The sequence below is a fragment of the Bacillus sp. Au-Bac7 genome, from assembly GCF_021341655.1.
Classification (GTDB): domain Bacteria; phylum Bacillota; class Bacilli; order Bacillales; family Cytobacillaceae; genus Niallia.
Genome location: NZ_JAJTTG010000003.1, coordinates 161,962 through 177,627 on the forward strand (window position 1 = coordinate 161,962; position 15,666 = coordinate 177,627).

A 15,666-nucleotide genomic window follows, 5' to 3' on the forward strand; every position below is an offset into this window, starting at 1 on the left:
CTTCTCCTCCTTAACTTACCATCTTTCTCGCTACATAGAAACGCCTGCCTAGCCATGCCAGGATAACAACACCAGCTCCAGTACCGATTTGCTGTCTCGTTTCTTGCTGCTCTTTTTCATATTCTTCATAGCCGCGGTCATAATGATACTTATAGACTGTTTCAGCTTTTTTATATTCAGCTGGCACTTCATATGTATTGCCTTCTAATCCTGATTCGTAGGAAGTCTTAGCTATTTTTTCAATCTCTTGATTGGACTCGAATCCTTCTTTATACCATTGTACATATTTATCTTTATCTAGCTTAGTAGGCTCTTCATATTTAAGCATGTTGAATGCTGCTTCATAACCTTGATCCAAGTAGCTCTCCTTCAAGACTTCTTGGCCCTTTTGATAGCCCTCTTCGTATGCTTTTACATACATATCGTCTACATCCTTAGGAGTATTACTCTCATCTTTTTTTCCATCTTTATAGCCTTTATCGGAGTATTCTTTTTTTGTTTCTTCCACTCTTTTTTTAACACCCTTGTTAAAGGCATCTTCGAATGATTTTTTTACAGACGGATTGCTTGCATATTTGCTCGGGATCTCCAGTTTATCCTGTTTTTTCCCTAAGGCATAACCCGCTTCATCAGCTGCTTTCATTTCTTCTGTCAATTGATTATTACCTTTTATCCAGCCTTTATCAAATGCTTCTGCATATGCTTCCTTATAGGCATCTGAACCTGATGGATTTGAATCGTCCGATTTGTCTTGATAACCGGCTTCCAAACCAGCCGTATAACCATCATCTTCTCCTATTTGTTTATCCTGTTCTGCTTGCTTTGCTGCTATTTGTTCTGGACTTCCGTTAATTTTCGAGGTGTCATATCCACTAGGGACCTCACAGGGTATTCCATCATCGACTTTATTTCCCCACCCATCTAGTCTCTCTGGATCATTCGTTGCAGAATACCCATTAGCGTTCCAGTATTCTACCACCTCATCATAAGAACTGAAATCCTCACAATCCTTATCATTTGTATCATAAGACGTTGAAGTTTCTGTTGCAGCTTCAGCTGTACTTTCTGAACTACTGCTTTCTCCACCGTTATGGTAGTGATATTCACCTGTTTTTAGACCCCATTTCTCACAATTGGTTCTACAGGTATGGCCTCCATTAGCATCTGTTCTGCCCGGATGAGCCGAAGCATCATAGCTAATTGCCATGATAAATAAAAAAACTAACAATGCTACTAACTTTTTCAAACTGTTTCCCCCTATATTTACTTAACTAATTTTGTTTCTCGAATGCTGTTTATCTATTTTTTTAATAATCACCCAAGAAACACCTTTCGTACTTTAGTACTATAAGGCGATATTATTTTACTATATTGGCCAATTAAAATATACATAATTTTGGAAATGTATAAAATTTCCACATTTGTGTAATTTAGTCCATATGAGTCTATTTTTCTTCAGTTAAGAAAGGATCAATATTAATACTTTATTAGAGGGTGAGAGTGAATTTATAAAAAAGAAGAAATAAGAAGAAATAATAGAAAAGGGTGAAGGTTAAATAATGAAAGCCCTTATCGTTAAGATAAGGGCTTTCTGGTGATGTAAGGTTAAAAAGAACCAAGGCATCTGTCGGTGTGTGAGTGTGTGAGAATAACAGAATACCTCGGATAGGAAATAAGACCTATAAATGGTATTATATTACCAAATACAACTTTGGTAAAGAGGGAAATTTATCCAGATTTTTCAACACACAAAAAAAGCCCAGCTCTATTTAGGAGATGGGCAATATTGTTAATTTCCAATATTTCTTTTCTTTCCACATCGTACACACTTATCAGTATAATAACTGAATTTATGCCTACGTTTGCATAGACAAATAATCGCTTTGAAAAACATGTCAGCACTCCCTTGATGAATTTCAATCGAGGTAGTCCAGCCATCATAGATTTCCTTAGACCTGTGACTTTGCGTCCCATTTTTTCAAGATGGTTTGCCTTTGTCTGATTGGAATGATATATGGATATACTAACACTATAATGGCAGTTTTTTCATTAATAACTGATTACATATTGTTACCGTCTATTACAGGCATTACAATAGAACTGTTTATAATAATATTAAACTTGCAGATCTTTTTCTTAGTATAAAAAAGACCCTAAAAACACCGTTGAACAGCAGGCTCTTAAGGTTAGAAAAGAAACTTGGCATCAATAAAATAGTTTAAGACTGGATACTATGTTTTTACGGGAAACTTATACTTTACTTACATATTGACGACTTTATATATTGGTTTAACGACCCTTTTTTAATAAGATTTTCCTATTGACAACTAGTTTTTCTGAAAATAGCCTACTAATATTTGTTAGAATTTGCACATAGACAGACACAATTTCTTACTATACAATAAAATTCTAAAGTTCTTAATAACGTTTGAACCTTACCTTTCTAGGTAAGGTCTTTTTTTTGCGTGGAATAAAAAAGACCCTAAAAGCACCGCTGAACACGGGCTCTTAAGGTTAGAAAAGAAACTCCGGCATCAACACAATAGTATAGGGTTGGGGTACTAAGTGTGTGATGGGGAAACTTACACTTATATATCGACAATTGTTTATGTAGTTTAATATTACTTTATTAATATATTTATTATCATCTAAACACTTTATGAGTTGCAGGATCATCCGTTCTTCTTTCAAAAAACCATTAAACTGATCAACCATCCTGGCAAAATATCCTCTTCATACATATATACTGCTGGATTGTATCCCACAGCGGGCGGCAAATAATACCTGGATATTGAAAATTGGAGATGTTATTTAATAATTCCATTTTGTCATTCTGATATAATTCTTTTAGATAAGACAAAATGCAGAATCTGTATTCCCTCGATTTTAGTTCCTAAAATTTTGAAGTAGATGATTCTTCTGGTAAGATCATTCTCTCCGTCACTCCCCATTTGTCATACAAGCGGCGTTTTTTCTCAAAAACCTCCTCAACATCACTTCGCAAAATCCATTTAAATCAAAGTCTGCAGGTGCTGAGGCGTTTTCTCTAACGACTACGATATTCCATTGTTCTAAGTTTATTTCCAGCTCAGATATTTAATTTTCAATTTCAGTTCGTAGCATTTAACAAACTCCTAGATTAGCTTTAAGAAATCTTGCCTTTTCACTTTATCGGTGTTGATGAAGTTCTTAGTATAAAGGGCTAGTTCCATTCGCTCTGCGTCTTCTTATTGGATTAAATTTTTTTCAACTGCACTGTTTAAAATGATAGTAATACTATCAGCAGCAAAGCCTTCTAGTGATTGCGGTAAGTAGTTTACTCCCTCTAATTTGTAGTTTGCCATGTCTCTTGGGAAGACCAGATTTTGTTGATAGTAACAACGGTCTCTATTATATTCACTGTAATAATTCTTCTTGTGTTGCTAATTCATAATGGTGGGCAAATTCATAATCAAGAATAAAATTAACAATTTCTTGATATAGTTCACCTTTATAGTCAATATATAAGAATTGTCTCGTGGCCAATCCATATTTTAATAGATCCTCATGTAAAACATTACTTCATTGTTCCTTCAAAAATGATTCTAAATCCTTGCTATCAGGGAATATAATCTGAGCTATCCCTTAATCAAGCATATTAGTTCCCTCCCTTTCATTGGAATAAATCACCATGCTTGTTAGGAATATATTCTGGGTAATTTTTACGATAAAATTGATCGATCATCTCAAGTGCAGGAGCCAATTTAGGGTATGGTTCACGTTCTCCAAACACCAGTTTCGCTTCTGGAGTATTCATCAGAAAGTTATCGATTTGAGCAGGTACTGGCAAGTCAAATTGTTTCCTTACATGAATTAAGAATAAGATTTCAATAGGGTAAAATCCGTATCTAAAGTCTCCAAATTCACCTAGCTGTCCGATTTCCGAAGCTAATCCAGAATGATACTCAGACATTAATGAAATTAGATGTTCTATTTCTTCTAAGTCCCCAGTAGACCAACGTTCTAGCACTTCATCATAAATGTTCAGGTCTTCAGGGATCGAGCCACATCGTTTTTCAACTTCCTTAAACATATTTTTCACGGTTAAATATAATTTTTTGTTCGTTCCCATGATTGTCTTATTTCTATACTGCAGGTATAGTTCTAATAAAAACCAAATATGTCTGTTCTCTTCATTGGCATCTATTAAATGTTCCCCGAAGTGTTGAATCATAAAATTATATAATATATTTTCTTCCTTCTCCCATCCATACATTGAAAAATGAACTAATGTGAGGACGATTTCTCTAAAAGAGTATCCCAAAATCATCTCAGGATATTTAATTTTATAGATATCATGTCCCATACACTGGTAAAATGTGACCTTCTGCATGTTCTTTAGTCCTTCTGTATTGTTTCCACCGCTGATCAATACATCGTTTTTCCATAGTGACAAGTAATATTTGAAAATTTTGTTTAGATTTATTAAGAGTATGTGATCTTTCTCTGTTTCATTTTGTCCAACGATTTTCTCAATCTTTTTTCTACTTACATTATATTTATCTCTAACGCCTTCAAATTTGATTCCATCAATAAAATTATTGCTGTATCTTTTATAAGCCATTTCTAACTTTTTTTGGTTTATCATTTCATCCTCCCTATGAATTAATTTTTTCTACTCCTCACTTTTTACGTTTATGTAATCTATTAGTCTTCAATCATTTATTCTTTTTCTTTATTCAATCGGTCCCATAAACTGAGTAATTATATAAATATGCTCAATCAATTTAACTTTTTGTAGACTCTCTACTTTTTCTTCTCCCCCTAATCCACGAAAGAGCCAAAACACTCATTATAAGCTGGTATAACATAATTCTTAATTGCTAATAAATAAGGATTCCATTCAATATCTCCTTCTAAATATTCTTCTTCCTCAAGAAACCTCAAAAACAGATTAAATTTAGATGCAATGACCTTTGATTTCCCTTTACGATAATTTAATTGAATAATATAAGATTTATCACCATATTTCTCAAACAAAAGGAATCCCCCATACTTGTTGTAAATAATGGTATTGTATTTTGATTTCTAATATACGTTTCTTTAACAATTTCAGTATAATCCTCAGGATTAATCAATCTAAGAAACCCATTTAAGATAGTTCCAAATCCATACTCTTTCCAAATATTAATTAATGATTCAGGCAGTGTATTAGAATACTTTTCAATTATATTTTCAGGAACTTTTTTCGAGCTTAAATTCATTCATTATTTTTAAGTTATGCAAAAACATTCCTCCTTTAATGAGTTTACTTGATAGCCAAATAGGTATTTTTCAATTGCTCAACATTCAACCTGAAAATATTTTTTGAACCTCCCAACATCAGCCCTGTTCACAGCCTTAAAATAGACCCCATATTACCATCCCCGCCCGCAAACGTTGCATTAGGAGAAGTATCCAAGATCATCCATAAGCGCTCTTGTAACACTTGCTCTGCTCCTTACTTGCCAATCTGAACAGTAGAGTTCATGGCTTGTTCGGCGATGCTGATTCCTTTACCATTACCGCCTGTGACGAGATTACTACCCGCTTGTAATCATAATAGCTTGTGAATTTGCCGACAAATTCCTACTATTTAACCCATTAATTAAAAGCACTGTTGTCTAAAAGACAATCAAGTGCTTTTTAGTTATAGCTATGTTGGCATGTTAGTTCAGATATTCGTGACAATGCTAACTCTATCATCTTTAACTTCAGTTATCTTTCAACTAATAAGGGCAATTTCTATGCTTCAGACAAATTTTCTAGAAACATAGTAAAGTTGTCTGCCACTACACTAATATATTCCTCTTTTAACTCATTATCTTCCTCAAAATAATCCATGTCACAAAAGTATACCTTTCCTTCTCCGCCGATTTCTAAGCATATTAAGCTGTCAGCTGGGTCAATACCAATAGGCAAAAAATTAGAAGGGACAATTTTCCCTAAATTATATTTGGTATAAAAGTTATTCAGATTTAATTCAACTTCTTTTGATATTGGAAGAAATAACATAATAGAGGTTGTAATTGTTCCATCAGATGTTTTAAATCTTCTTTTATTTGACTTTCCCCCATTGTTCTTTAATAAAAAACTTTTATAATCGTCTGGTAAATAAATATTAAAATTCTTTTCAAACTTGTTAAGATCATCAAACTCTAAAGTTTGATATGTATATTCAAAATTTATTGTCATAATCCACCTCTGTTTTTTTTGATAGTATTTAATATAGAGAATACAATCTCTCTAATAAATCAGTAAAGGAATTACATACCTGGCTTGTCAATCCAATCTCTGATTCTTCTGTATTATAAAAAATAATATGTGGTGCTTCCTTATCTTTACTATAATCAAAACATAATAAATTTCCAAAAGGGTCTCTAGCAAAAGGAATTAGTTTTTGTGATGAGAATTTATGAAACATTTTTATATTTATGTTTGTATCAGTAAAACTAATTAAATTATTGAAGACAGTCTCTATTCTTCCATCATCACTATCAAAAACATTTGGTTCGGGATATGCCCCATTGTTTTTTAAAATACACTGTTTATAATCACTAGGAAGTTTGAAACCAAACAATTCTTCCACTTCTATTATTTTATCTTCATCTAAGGGTTCTTCTGACGAAAATAACCATTTTTCTACTCCCATGAAATCATCTCCAGAATCTCTTTTTAGCTTATTTTCTTCTTCTTGCTTACCTCAAGCATTCTCATTCTCCCCAAAAACTATTAATGGTCTAGTTTTCTGCAGGATCAAATGCAAACAAAACTACTTTATTCTACAATGAATTCAACCGTTTCTTCAGCAAGTATAATAAGTCCTCCTGGCATGTAAATATCCTTTTCATTAAGAAGTTTAAACTTGGCAAAGTTTCCTCTAAATAATGTTTGTTCCTTTATTCATTTTGCAAGAGGTTTAAAACCGTACTAAATCATACAGTGTGTAATTTTATCCTTATTCTATAATTTCATTGAATGTTCCATCTTTTATATCATTGTAAAACAGTATCTTCATCCTAATTATAAACTTTCTCAAATATTAATTATGATTCAGGATTTACCCAACTGTGATAGAAATAAAGGGTATGAGCATAAGTTTATTTACCCATTCACTGTATTCATAATAACTATTTAAGCTTGCAATTTTATATTGTTATTTTCAGATGCAATAGTCTTATAAGTTGGTCTGAATTTTAGTAACCAAGCACTAAATTGAGTATCAGCTGCTAATTCCATAAATTGAAACACTGGGTTAATTCCCCTTATCTTGGAGGATACATATTACCACCAACATACCCACTCAAAATACTTTATAGCTAATAATAAAACTTAAAAGTAAAAAGAAAAAGCACTTAAAATTTACAGATTTTCAAGTGCTTACGTTCATTCTTTTAATACCAATTACCATTGTATAGTTTTTGAAACAGTATTCTATCTATTTAATAAGTCAAAGGCAGTAAAAGAACACTCTTTCATGTTACCAATTGTTTAAAACCACATGCCTGTACTATAAGTACCCAGACAATGTAAAAATTAAAAATGTCATTTCACCTATTTATTGTACTTGTCAACTTACCCTACTTTTAACAAAACTCCATGAAGGTTACCTTCATGAGCTCTGAATTTTAAACTGGTCTCATATATGTTGTCCTTACTTCACCAAAACAAAAGCACCTGTTGCCTTAAAGGCAACCAAGTGCTTTATTATTTACTTTTCTTCAAATTCCTTCATCCTCTCTATTATATCTAAATCTAGATGTTCTTTGTTTTGACTGATATATTTATATTCAAAGTACTTAATTCTACCTGTTGGACCAAATTCACTTTCATGCCAATTTGTATAATCAAAATGTACTTTTAATTTACCTGTATCATTTAATATTATTGTCACTGAAAACCAAGGATCTTGGTTATTATCAATAAAATGATAGTACAACCTTCGAGAGCTCTAATTTCTAATATTTTTTTTTAGTCATGTAACTTATCAAGAAATTTAGTAAACGTCCCAGCAACATAAAATATATTTTTTCTTGCACGTTCTTCTGCCTGTTCTGCTGTTATTCCCTCTTCACTCATCAGCATCTCTTTTTCCCAAGCATTCTCATGCTCCCAAAAAACTACTATGGGTTATCTTTATGACCTTTATAATCAAAACATATCAAGTTCCCTGCAGGATCAAATGCAAACGGAACTACCTCATTAGGCAATGAATTCTTATAGCTATTATAAACATCTACAATAAATTCATCATTTTCATCATCATATGACAGTAGTGTACCAAATACCCTCTCTCTATTTCCCACATTGAATAACTCTGGTTCAACATTTGCTCCATTATTGGTAGCTACACAACTTACATAATCTTTTGGAAAAACAAACCCTAAATCATCACCAATTTTTTTCACTAAATCCTCACTAACGGTTTTATCAGCAAATTGCCACTCTAATTTACTCATCTAATACCATCTCCCAGCATTTAAATACTCATCTACATGGCCCACTACATCTTTAAATTCTTCAATTGGTAATCTATCTTTTCCCCCTACATTTGCCTGAGCATATTTATTTCTATAGCCTTTTTCAATACAAGTTCGATAGCTTCTACATTTACTTTAACTTCGTTTACTACATTACTATTACCAGTACCTTTATCAACAACCCCACTACCACGCTCACTCAACCTATTCAAATAACTTACCTTCACCAAAATACACTCTTATTTCCTTCCCTCCTATTGCCATACCAATCATTATCATCTAAAAAAATTTAACACTTAGTACACTTCTAAAATTATAGTGCGCTTTTACGTTAAAAACAAAAAAGCACTTGTTGCCTTTCATAAACAGTCAAGTGCTTTTAATTTATATGTTTTTAAGTAACAGTAAACTTGTAAGTTTTAGTTTAGCAGTATATTACTTTTTGTATGTTGTCACAAATACTACGTTAGGACTTACAGTTTGTATGAATTTCTTTATCATTCCACATGTCTATATTTATTGCACGGAAAAATTTCATCATGCTTAAGCTCTTACCTCATTTTCTTTTCTATACAATTCAGAAACAAATTCTTCCTCATTTTCAAATTTAATTAAAAATCAAGTTTGTAATACTTTTAAAGTTACGACATACACTCTAGTTCTTCTGTAATATACCATAGACTAAAAAACAATAATCTATTTAAAATAACCTGCCAGTTATTCATACAAATTTTCAATCTCAGTAACCCAAAAACTTTCCTTTTCCAAACACTTGTCATCAATTCTCTTTAATTCTTCTTTTAACCAATTAATCACAGAATCTGGAATATCATTATCAATGAAGGCATCCTCACCATTTACCTCTATTGCCTTATCAATCATTTTTGAATACACTAATAAACATTCTGCAAATTGGTTTATGGAAGAATTAATAAATACTTCTTTATAATTATCACTATTATTGAGAAATACTATGTTTTCTTTTTTCTCAATAATACATATCGGATCGCCAGAACTAGTTAATCCAAGAAACCAATATTTTTGAAACTCTTCTGGCATATTAAATACATTTGTAATAGATCTAATTAAAGATTGTGACGAGGTAAACTCTAAATATGGTGACGGAGTTTCTGGTAATCCTCCTATAGACAAAAATTTCTTCATATCATCCGAAAGATTTGTGCTCAATAAATCTTCGGAATTAAATGTAATTAATGGACCATCTTTATTAACATCCCATTTATCATTGAATTCCTCTGGTAGCATCATCTTCTCACCTTCTATAGTTAATCTTTATGAAATCCCCAAACACTAAACTCATAAAAATATTCCGTTCTTTCAATACATAAACCGAATTTAAAATCTTCAGCAAATAATATAAAATTCCCTTACCCCACGGGAAACTTCGTTAACTTCAGAATATCATCTAGGGGACTAAACACTTCGTTAATATTAACCAACACGGCTTCTATTTCATTTTCTCTAAAAAACAATACTCTTCTTTTTTCCAGGATTACTTTAATTGTATCAATAGTCTCATTTAACATGGTTATCCCTTCTTTTATAACTAACAATATCCTTCAGGTAAATGCTACTTCTAAATAATTTTGATTAACAAGTCTACCAAGTTCTGCACCAGTATATCTTCTATTTGAATATTAAAAAACACTTGTGGCAAAAAATGCAAACAAGTGTTTTTTATTTATAATATTTTTTTGATCTGTTAATAGCTTAACTTAAGCTTGTCTTTTAATCATAGCCCAAATTCCATATTTATTATAGAACAAGTCGTCTTCTGTAAAATGTCTACATTCTGTATGTCTCAAAATAAAACTTGGACTGTTCTCATCAATACTAAATGTTGATCCCTCTGTTAAATACGGGTTTTCAATTATATTATATAAACAAAAAATCTGCATTACTTCTTGTGCGTAGGCAGTAGACACTTGATTTTTAAAAGTAATAACATCTGGCAATCCAAAACAATGCATTCCACATGTATAATAAAAATCTGTATCTTCAACCACACTTACAAACCCTTTAAATAATTCTAACATGTCCTTTTCATTATATATTTTTGTCCATGTTTCCTTGGTACTAGCCACACCTGAAGACTCAACCTTAACACCCAGCCCTCCTGACTTTAAAAGAGCGTAAGCAGTTGCTACTATCTTTTCTAAACTATGAAACGCCCCTCCTTCTCCAATCAAATAAATAGTTAAGGAGTGTTTATTTAATTCATCAAGTTCCTCTTTTAAAAAAGTTCCGTTTCCTGCAATTTCAAAAGCTTCTACTAGTTGATCATTATAACCATCAATCTCTATTTCAAAAGAACTATCTGTTTCATTAAGCTTGCTTATTTTATTTCCTGCTAATATATATCCATCACTATTTCTAGCGACCGATTCAACTAAATCACTTCTATTTTTCCATAATCCTGGTATACACAGTACAATTCTGTCATCTCTCACATTTAATCTTCCTTCTTCTATTTATTTAATTCAATTCCCTTCCAATTTACTAAGAATTTCGTTAGATTTTTTCTCAAACCTATCAGGATTATCATTTTTAATTTCTAGAAGGATATTATTTACTATTAATTTTATATCTTCGTCCTTTTCTAATAAGACTTTAGTATATTCAGTCCTATATATATCACTATTTAAAATTCTTTTATTAATTATGATTGCCCACTCTTTGGCATTATCCATCAGATACGGCAATGCATTAGCCACCCCAAGAAGGTATACATTCATTTCAAATTCTTCAATTAAATGCAGGAGTCCAAACATAACCTCTTCATCTTCCGTTTCGTCGTCAAATATCCTAAAAAGGTCATTAATTATATCCCTCTCATTAAAGTCAGTTGCAGATATACTTTCCAATGCAGCGTCAAATTCCTCACAGTCTTCTTGTGTTTCTAATAATCTACATTCATATAATTTCTCTATTTCAGATTTGAGAGACATTCTTATCTCCTTCCAAATTAATAAAACAATTATAAAAGCTTATTCCAAACCTATTATAGCCTTAATAACATTTTTATTCTTTTTTTATTAAATAATTTTTGTAGTAATCTTCTTTTGCTTCTTGAACATATCTTCTTAAGTTAGGTAGCATTTCCTTATATAAACCATCATTCTTATAAATATTTCTCAAGTCATTTATATCGAAAGCAATGGCAGAACGCGGCTCTAAAGAATAATAAAACTCCTTAGCATCATTGCTCATATTTCTTCCGTACGTTTGGGTTTTCCTATGTCTACCGCCAGTTTTTGGTTGTTCAACATTTATGGACATACCATCATTCTTAGCTTCTTTCCGGTCCCATCCTAGTTTTTTTACTAGATATTCCTTTGAAGGCATATGGTGCGGGGTAATATCATCACCAACTTGACCAGCATCATTTAAGTCTTTGTATGTGCCTATATCGCCTTCACTTGGCAACATTTTTTTCTTAACTTCTTCTTGTGTAGACTGACCAGTTTCCTTAACTGCCCCACGCCCACTCAACATACTCAAATACTCTCTCTTATCCCCACTAACCTTCCCAACATCAGCCCTGCTCTCAGCCTTCAAGTAGGAATTCATATTACCAACCCCACCCGCAAACGCTGCATTAGGAGAAGTATTAAGACTACGTCCAAGATCATCCATAAACGCTCTTGAAACATCCGCTCCTTGCTTGCCAATCTGCACGGTGGAGCTCAAGGCTTGTTGGCCGAGTCGGTTTGCTTCTTTCGCCATACCTGGCACAAATGGAAGGCCGGCGAAGATGCTCTGGGTTAGGCTTGCTTGGCGCTGCTGGTCTGTGAGTTCGTTGCCGAACATGTCTTTGCCGGTTACGTATTCGGACAGGCCGTTGGCGGAAAGGAGGCCGTAGATGCCCATTTCGGTTTTTTCTAGAGTGCTAAAGGCTTTTACGTTTTTGTAGGTGCTCATGGCATTTTCGGCGGCGCTGATTCCTTTTGCGGCTGAATAAATGCCTTTTCCGCCTTTGACGGCTCTGCCTGCCCAGCCGACGACTGGGATAAAGCCGGCTAATGCCATGCCGCCTGCTGCTAAGCGCTGTGCGGTTGACATCTTTTCGCCTGTGACGGGATCGACGCCTTCGACTGCGCGCTTGTAATCATAATAGCCGGTGAATTCGCCGACGAAGCTTTTGATGCCGCCCCATACTTTTTCGGATGTGGGCTGTTCGGCGATTTCTCTTGCTTGTTGTTCTTCTTTTTTGTATGTAATGTAGCTTAAGGTGGCGGCTTCTGCCTCTCCTTTCAGCTTGTAGATGTCGCTTGCTTGATAGGCATCTGCGTCGAAATGGATGGGGGAGATGCTGCTGCCTTGTTTTGTTGCGCCAAGTAGGGCACTGAACAGCTGAATGGCATAGGCTTCTTCCCCTTCTGAGGTCAGATATTCTTCTTTGAGCTCTTGATCTGTATCTTCGACTGCTTCAATTGTTTTTGTGCGTTTTTTGCTTGCGTCCATCATTAAATCATCGAATTTATCTCGGGAAAAGGCATCTAATGAGACGAGATCATCGATATCCCGAAAGATGTTTTCGAGTGCGCGGCGCTGCTCGGTTATCATTTCATCTGCTTGGCGTTCTTTCTGGACAAGATCTTCCTCCAGAAAGGCTGTCTCTACTCTTGTGTTGCCGTCTAAATCCTTGTCGCTGAGCTTGCCGCCGACGCTTTCAAAAAAGGCGATTTGTCTGTCAAACAGGCGCTGCCATGCTTCGACTACTTCGATTTGGCCTTGGTAAAAGGCTTTGATTGCTTCGGCGCCTCTTCCTTCGAAGTCGTCTAAATCAATGATTTCCTGAAAGGCCTTTCGTAGTGCGGTAAACTGGTCGCGAAGCTTATCATAATGCTTCGCCCTCTGTTCCATTGTATCTTGTAAACTGGAAGCATCTAGTATTTTCACGAAACTCTCCTCTCTTTTTCACAAAGGATTTCGAACATGTAAAGCCTCATTATCCGATATATTACCTAATATCCTTTTATTGTAAAAAAGAAAAAAGCTGTTTTCATATGCCAAAAGGTTCATTTTACACCAGTCGAAATACCCATAATTTACTATCACTGTTCATACAACTTTCTTATCACCTATCGTTAACCGCCGATTTTAGCGTCAATCTCTTTTGTGCTGACATTGTCTCCAAACCAGTCTGCTAATTTCTGCTTTGCTTTTTGCTTTGTATCTTCATCTATATACATGGCTACTTGAATCAGTGCAATTCCTAACGCTCCGAGGTCATCTGTAAATCCGATTCCGACTGCCATATCTGGAATTAAATCAATGGGAAGAATGAAATAGCCTAAGGCCCCGATTATCGTGGTTTTCGCTTTAACCGGCACTTCTGGCTTCTTTAATGTGAAATACAAGAGCAGCACTGCATACACGACAGATGCGCCTGCCTTTTTGGCAAACTTCGCGAGCTTTCCCCAGAACTTCTCCTCTGAGAAATGTTTTCCGGCAGCATTCATCGTCACTTGAAGTTCTTCTTGCTTATTCTCCAACCATATCGCCTCCTTGTTATTTATCTACTTCTATCATACTAAAAACAGAGGGAAAATGTATTGCTGTTCGCCTTACTTGGAAAAAATTTCACAAAAAAATAAGCCCCCTTCAGAATTAGGGAGCAGCATTGGCCTACTTTACTTTAATTTTTTGGTTTGGATAAATAAGATGAATATTCTTAATCTGCGGGTTTAGATTTTGGAGATTGGCGAGGGTTATGCCATATTGTTGGGCAATCTTTGAAAGACTGTCTCCTTTTGCGACAGTATGGTATTCTGTTGAGCCACTTGCTTTTGGGTTAATCCATGAGCCTGGCACTCCCTGTTGTTTCGTGACATTAACCATTCCTGCTGATTCATTGAAAATATAGTAGCTTCCAGTCTTTACAATCCCTTTTTTGTGCTTGCCAAGCTTTGCATCTGCTGCTGTTAAATAGGCAGCTGTTTCTGTTTTCACCTCAAAGCTTTTAGTGGCGGAGCTTTTTCCTGTCGAACTCCAGTGCCCTGGTTCTTTGCGAACATCATTTCTGTCTATCAGCACCCCTGCGACTTTAATATTGTTTTCATATTGGTGCATATGAATGAAGTCAGCAATCTTTCCATTCGACCAGGCATATGTCTGCCAGTAATAATCGGCCTTGCCCTTTACTGCAAGCATGACGGCATAGGACCCGTAAATGCCGAGCTTATACGTTTCGAATGTTTTTTTGACTCCATTGAAATAAGCTAGAATGTTTGGCATAGCACTGCTTCTGGCATCAAAGTCAACTGCGAAATAAATCGCTGTTCCCGGTGGCTGGCCGACTGCCTTTGCCGCTTTCACCGCCTCCAGTCCATCAGCCTTGCCTTGTGCCTCTGTAAAATAGGCTGCTCTGTCGGCGCTTTTCTGAAAGATGCTGATCAGCTTTAAGCCGGCCTTGCTGATGGCTTCTGCTTCTGTTTTATCAAATGTCTTCCAGCTGTTCCCAAGATAGCGGGCCGTATAGTCAAATCCTTCTTTCTTTAAGGCACTTGCTGATTTAGTGTTGAGCTTTGTTGCACAATCAAATCCTCTTGCCATCATCATCTCTCCTTTCTTACCTTATATATAGAAGAAAAACAGTTTTTCAGACAGGCAAACTATAAAAAAGCCCAATTGAGGGCTTTTAATTACAAGTTAAGCAGGCGGAATCACCTTTGCGATTAATAAGATAAACAGAATAAGTCCGATTGCTGTATACACAGCAGATGTGATAAGGGAGAGATTCATTCGTAAATAAAACGGCTCTTTTTCGAGCATAATGCCTGTTTGTGCACTTGTCTGGCTGTCGATAAATCTTGTCCATGCTCCGCCGCTGCTGGAAAAGGTAAAAATAATCAGTGTAAACACAAGTCCAGTAAAAAACATTACTTCAATAAAGCGAATTGAAAAAAACGAAGCGACGAGGAAGGTGGCAACTGCCTCCAGCACGAGTGTGAGGATTGGCAGAATCAGTTTTTTGTTCATTTCTCCTCCTCCTATTTACAGATAATGTTTATTTTACCATAAATAGTAGAAAATTTCTGTCATTTCCTATTTCCAGACTTAATGCCTACGAACTTTTTTAACAAATAGGAATAACTGAATAATTTTTCCATTTTTACTAGATATTATTAACACTTCTCCCAAA

The 15,666-nt window shown here is 34.7% G+C and carries 13 protein-coding genes, 4 pseudogenes and 1 riboswitch; all 17 genes and pseudogenes read right to left on the reverse strand.

The genetic code is table 11. The features are described from left to right. Positions 1 to 10: 10 nt before the first annotated feature. A complete protein-coding gene (locus LXM54_RS13890) occupies positions 11 to 1,246 on the reverse strand; it encodes a YHYH domain-containing protein (RefSeq protein ID WP_233315810.1) in 1,236 nt (411 codons plus the stop codon). A gap of 675 nt (positions 1,247 to 1,921) precedes the next feature. Further along, positions 1,922 to 2,003: riboswitch (cyclic di-GMP riboswitch) on the reverse strand. Positions 2,004 to 3,405: 1,402 nt separating this feature from the next. Next, positions 3,406 to 3,621, reverse strand: a pseudogene (locus LXM54_RS28290) (hypothetical protein); the annotation flags it as partial. Between the two features lie 31 nt (positions 3,622 to 3,652). Next, complete coding sequence (locus LXM54_RS13900; RefSeq protein ID WP_233315811.1) at positions 3,653 to 4,627, reverse strand: hypothetical protein; 975 nt, start codon at positions 4,625 to 4,627, stop codon at positions 3,653 to 3,655. 87 nt (positions 4,628 to 4,714) lie between these two features. Then, a pseudogene (locus LXM54_RS13905) lies at positions 4,715 to 5,247 on the reverse strand (T6SS immunity protein Tdi1 domain-containing protein). Between the two features lie 516 nt (positions 5,248 to 5,763). Further along, positions 5,764 to 6,216, reverse strand: coding sequence for an SMI1/KNR4 family protein (locus LXM54_RS13910; RefSeq protein ID WP_233316142.1), 453 nt, complete (start codon positions 6,214 to 6,216; stop codon positions 5,764 to 5,766). Positions 6,217 to 6,241: 25 nt separating this feature from the next. Then, complete coding sequence (locus LXM54_RS13915; RefSeq protein WP_233315812.1) at positions 6,242 to 6,670, reverse strand: SMI1/KNR4 family protein; 429 nt, start codon at positions 6,668 to 6,670, stop codon at positions 6,242 to 6,244. A gap of 1,059 nt (positions 6,671 to 7,729) precedes the next feature. Beyond that, on the reverse strand, positions 7,730 to 7,957 hold the full coding sequence (locus LXM54_RS13920) for an immunity protein YezG family protein (protein WP_233315813.1): 228 nt from the start codon (positions 7,955 to 7,957) through the stop codon (positions 7,730 to 7,732). Positions 7,958 to 7,989: 32 nt separating this feature from the next. Next, a pseudogene (locus LXM54_RS13925) lies at positions 7,990 to 8,477 on the reverse strand (SMI1/KNR4 family protein). Between the two features lie 86 nt (positions 8,478 to 8,563). Further along, positions 8,564 to 8,725 (reverse strand): hypothetical protein, encoded by a 162-nt coding sequence (locus LXM54_RS13930; RefSeq protein WP_233315814.1) that lies wholly within the window; start codon positions 8,723 to 8,725, stop codon positions 8,564 to 8,566. Positions 8,726 to 9,215: 490 nt separating this feature from the next. After that, positions 9,216 to 9,767, reverse strand: a complete 552-nt coding sequence (locus LXM54_RS13935; RefSeq protein WP_233315815.1) for an SUKH-4 family immunity protein — start codon at positions 9,765 to 9,767, stop codon at positions 9,216 to 9,218. Between the two features lie 17 nt (positions 9,768 to 9,784). Continuing rightward, positions 9,785 to 10,072 (reverse strand): annotated as a pseudogene (locus LXM54_RS28525) (YxiF family protein). A gap of 162 nt (positions 10,073 to 10,234) precedes the next feature. Then, a complete protein-coding gene (locus LXM54_RS13940; protein WP_233315816.1) occupies positions 10,235 to 10,969 on the reverse strand; it encodes a DUF4261 domain-containing protein in 735 nt (244 codons plus the stop codon). 30 nt (positions 10,970 to 10,999) lie between these two features. Then, the gene (locus LXM54_RS13945; RefSeq protein WP_233315817.1) at positions 11,000 to 11,467 is read right to left on the reverse strand and encodes an Imm30 family immunity protein; all 468 of its coding nucleotides are present in this window, start codon (positions 11,465 to 11,467) and stop codon (positions 11,000 to 11,002) included. Positions 11,468 to 11,540: 73 nt separating this feature from the next. Beyond that, complete coding sequence (locus LXM54_RS13950) at positions 11,541 to 13,421, reverse strand: ribonuclease YeeF family protein (protein ID WP_233315818.1); 1,881 nt, start codon at positions 13,419 to 13,421, stop codon at positions 11,541 to 11,543. A 188-nt stretch (positions 13,422 to 13,609) separates the two neighbouring features. Next, the gene (locus LXM54_RS13955; protein WP_233316143.1) at positions 13,610 to 13,984 is read right to left on the reverse strand and encodes a YkvA family protein; all 375 of its coding nucleotides are present in this window, start codon (positions 13,982 to 13,984) and stop codon (positions 13,610 to 13,612) included. Between the two features lie 166 nt (positions 13,985 to 14,150). After that, positions 14,151 to 15,083, reverse strand: a complete 933-nt coding sequence (locus LXM54_RS13960) for a glycoside hydrolase domain-containing protein (protein WP_233315819.1) — start codon at positions 15,081 to 15,083, stop codon at positions 14,151 to 14,153. Between the two features lie 90 nt (positions 15,084 to 15,173). Next, a complete protein-coding gene (locus LXM54_RS13965) occupies positions 15,174 to 15,503 on the reverse strand; it encodes a hypothetical protein (RefSeq protein WP_233315820.1) in 330 nt (109 codons plus the stop codon). Positions 15,504 to 15,666 lie beyond the last annotated feature (163 nt).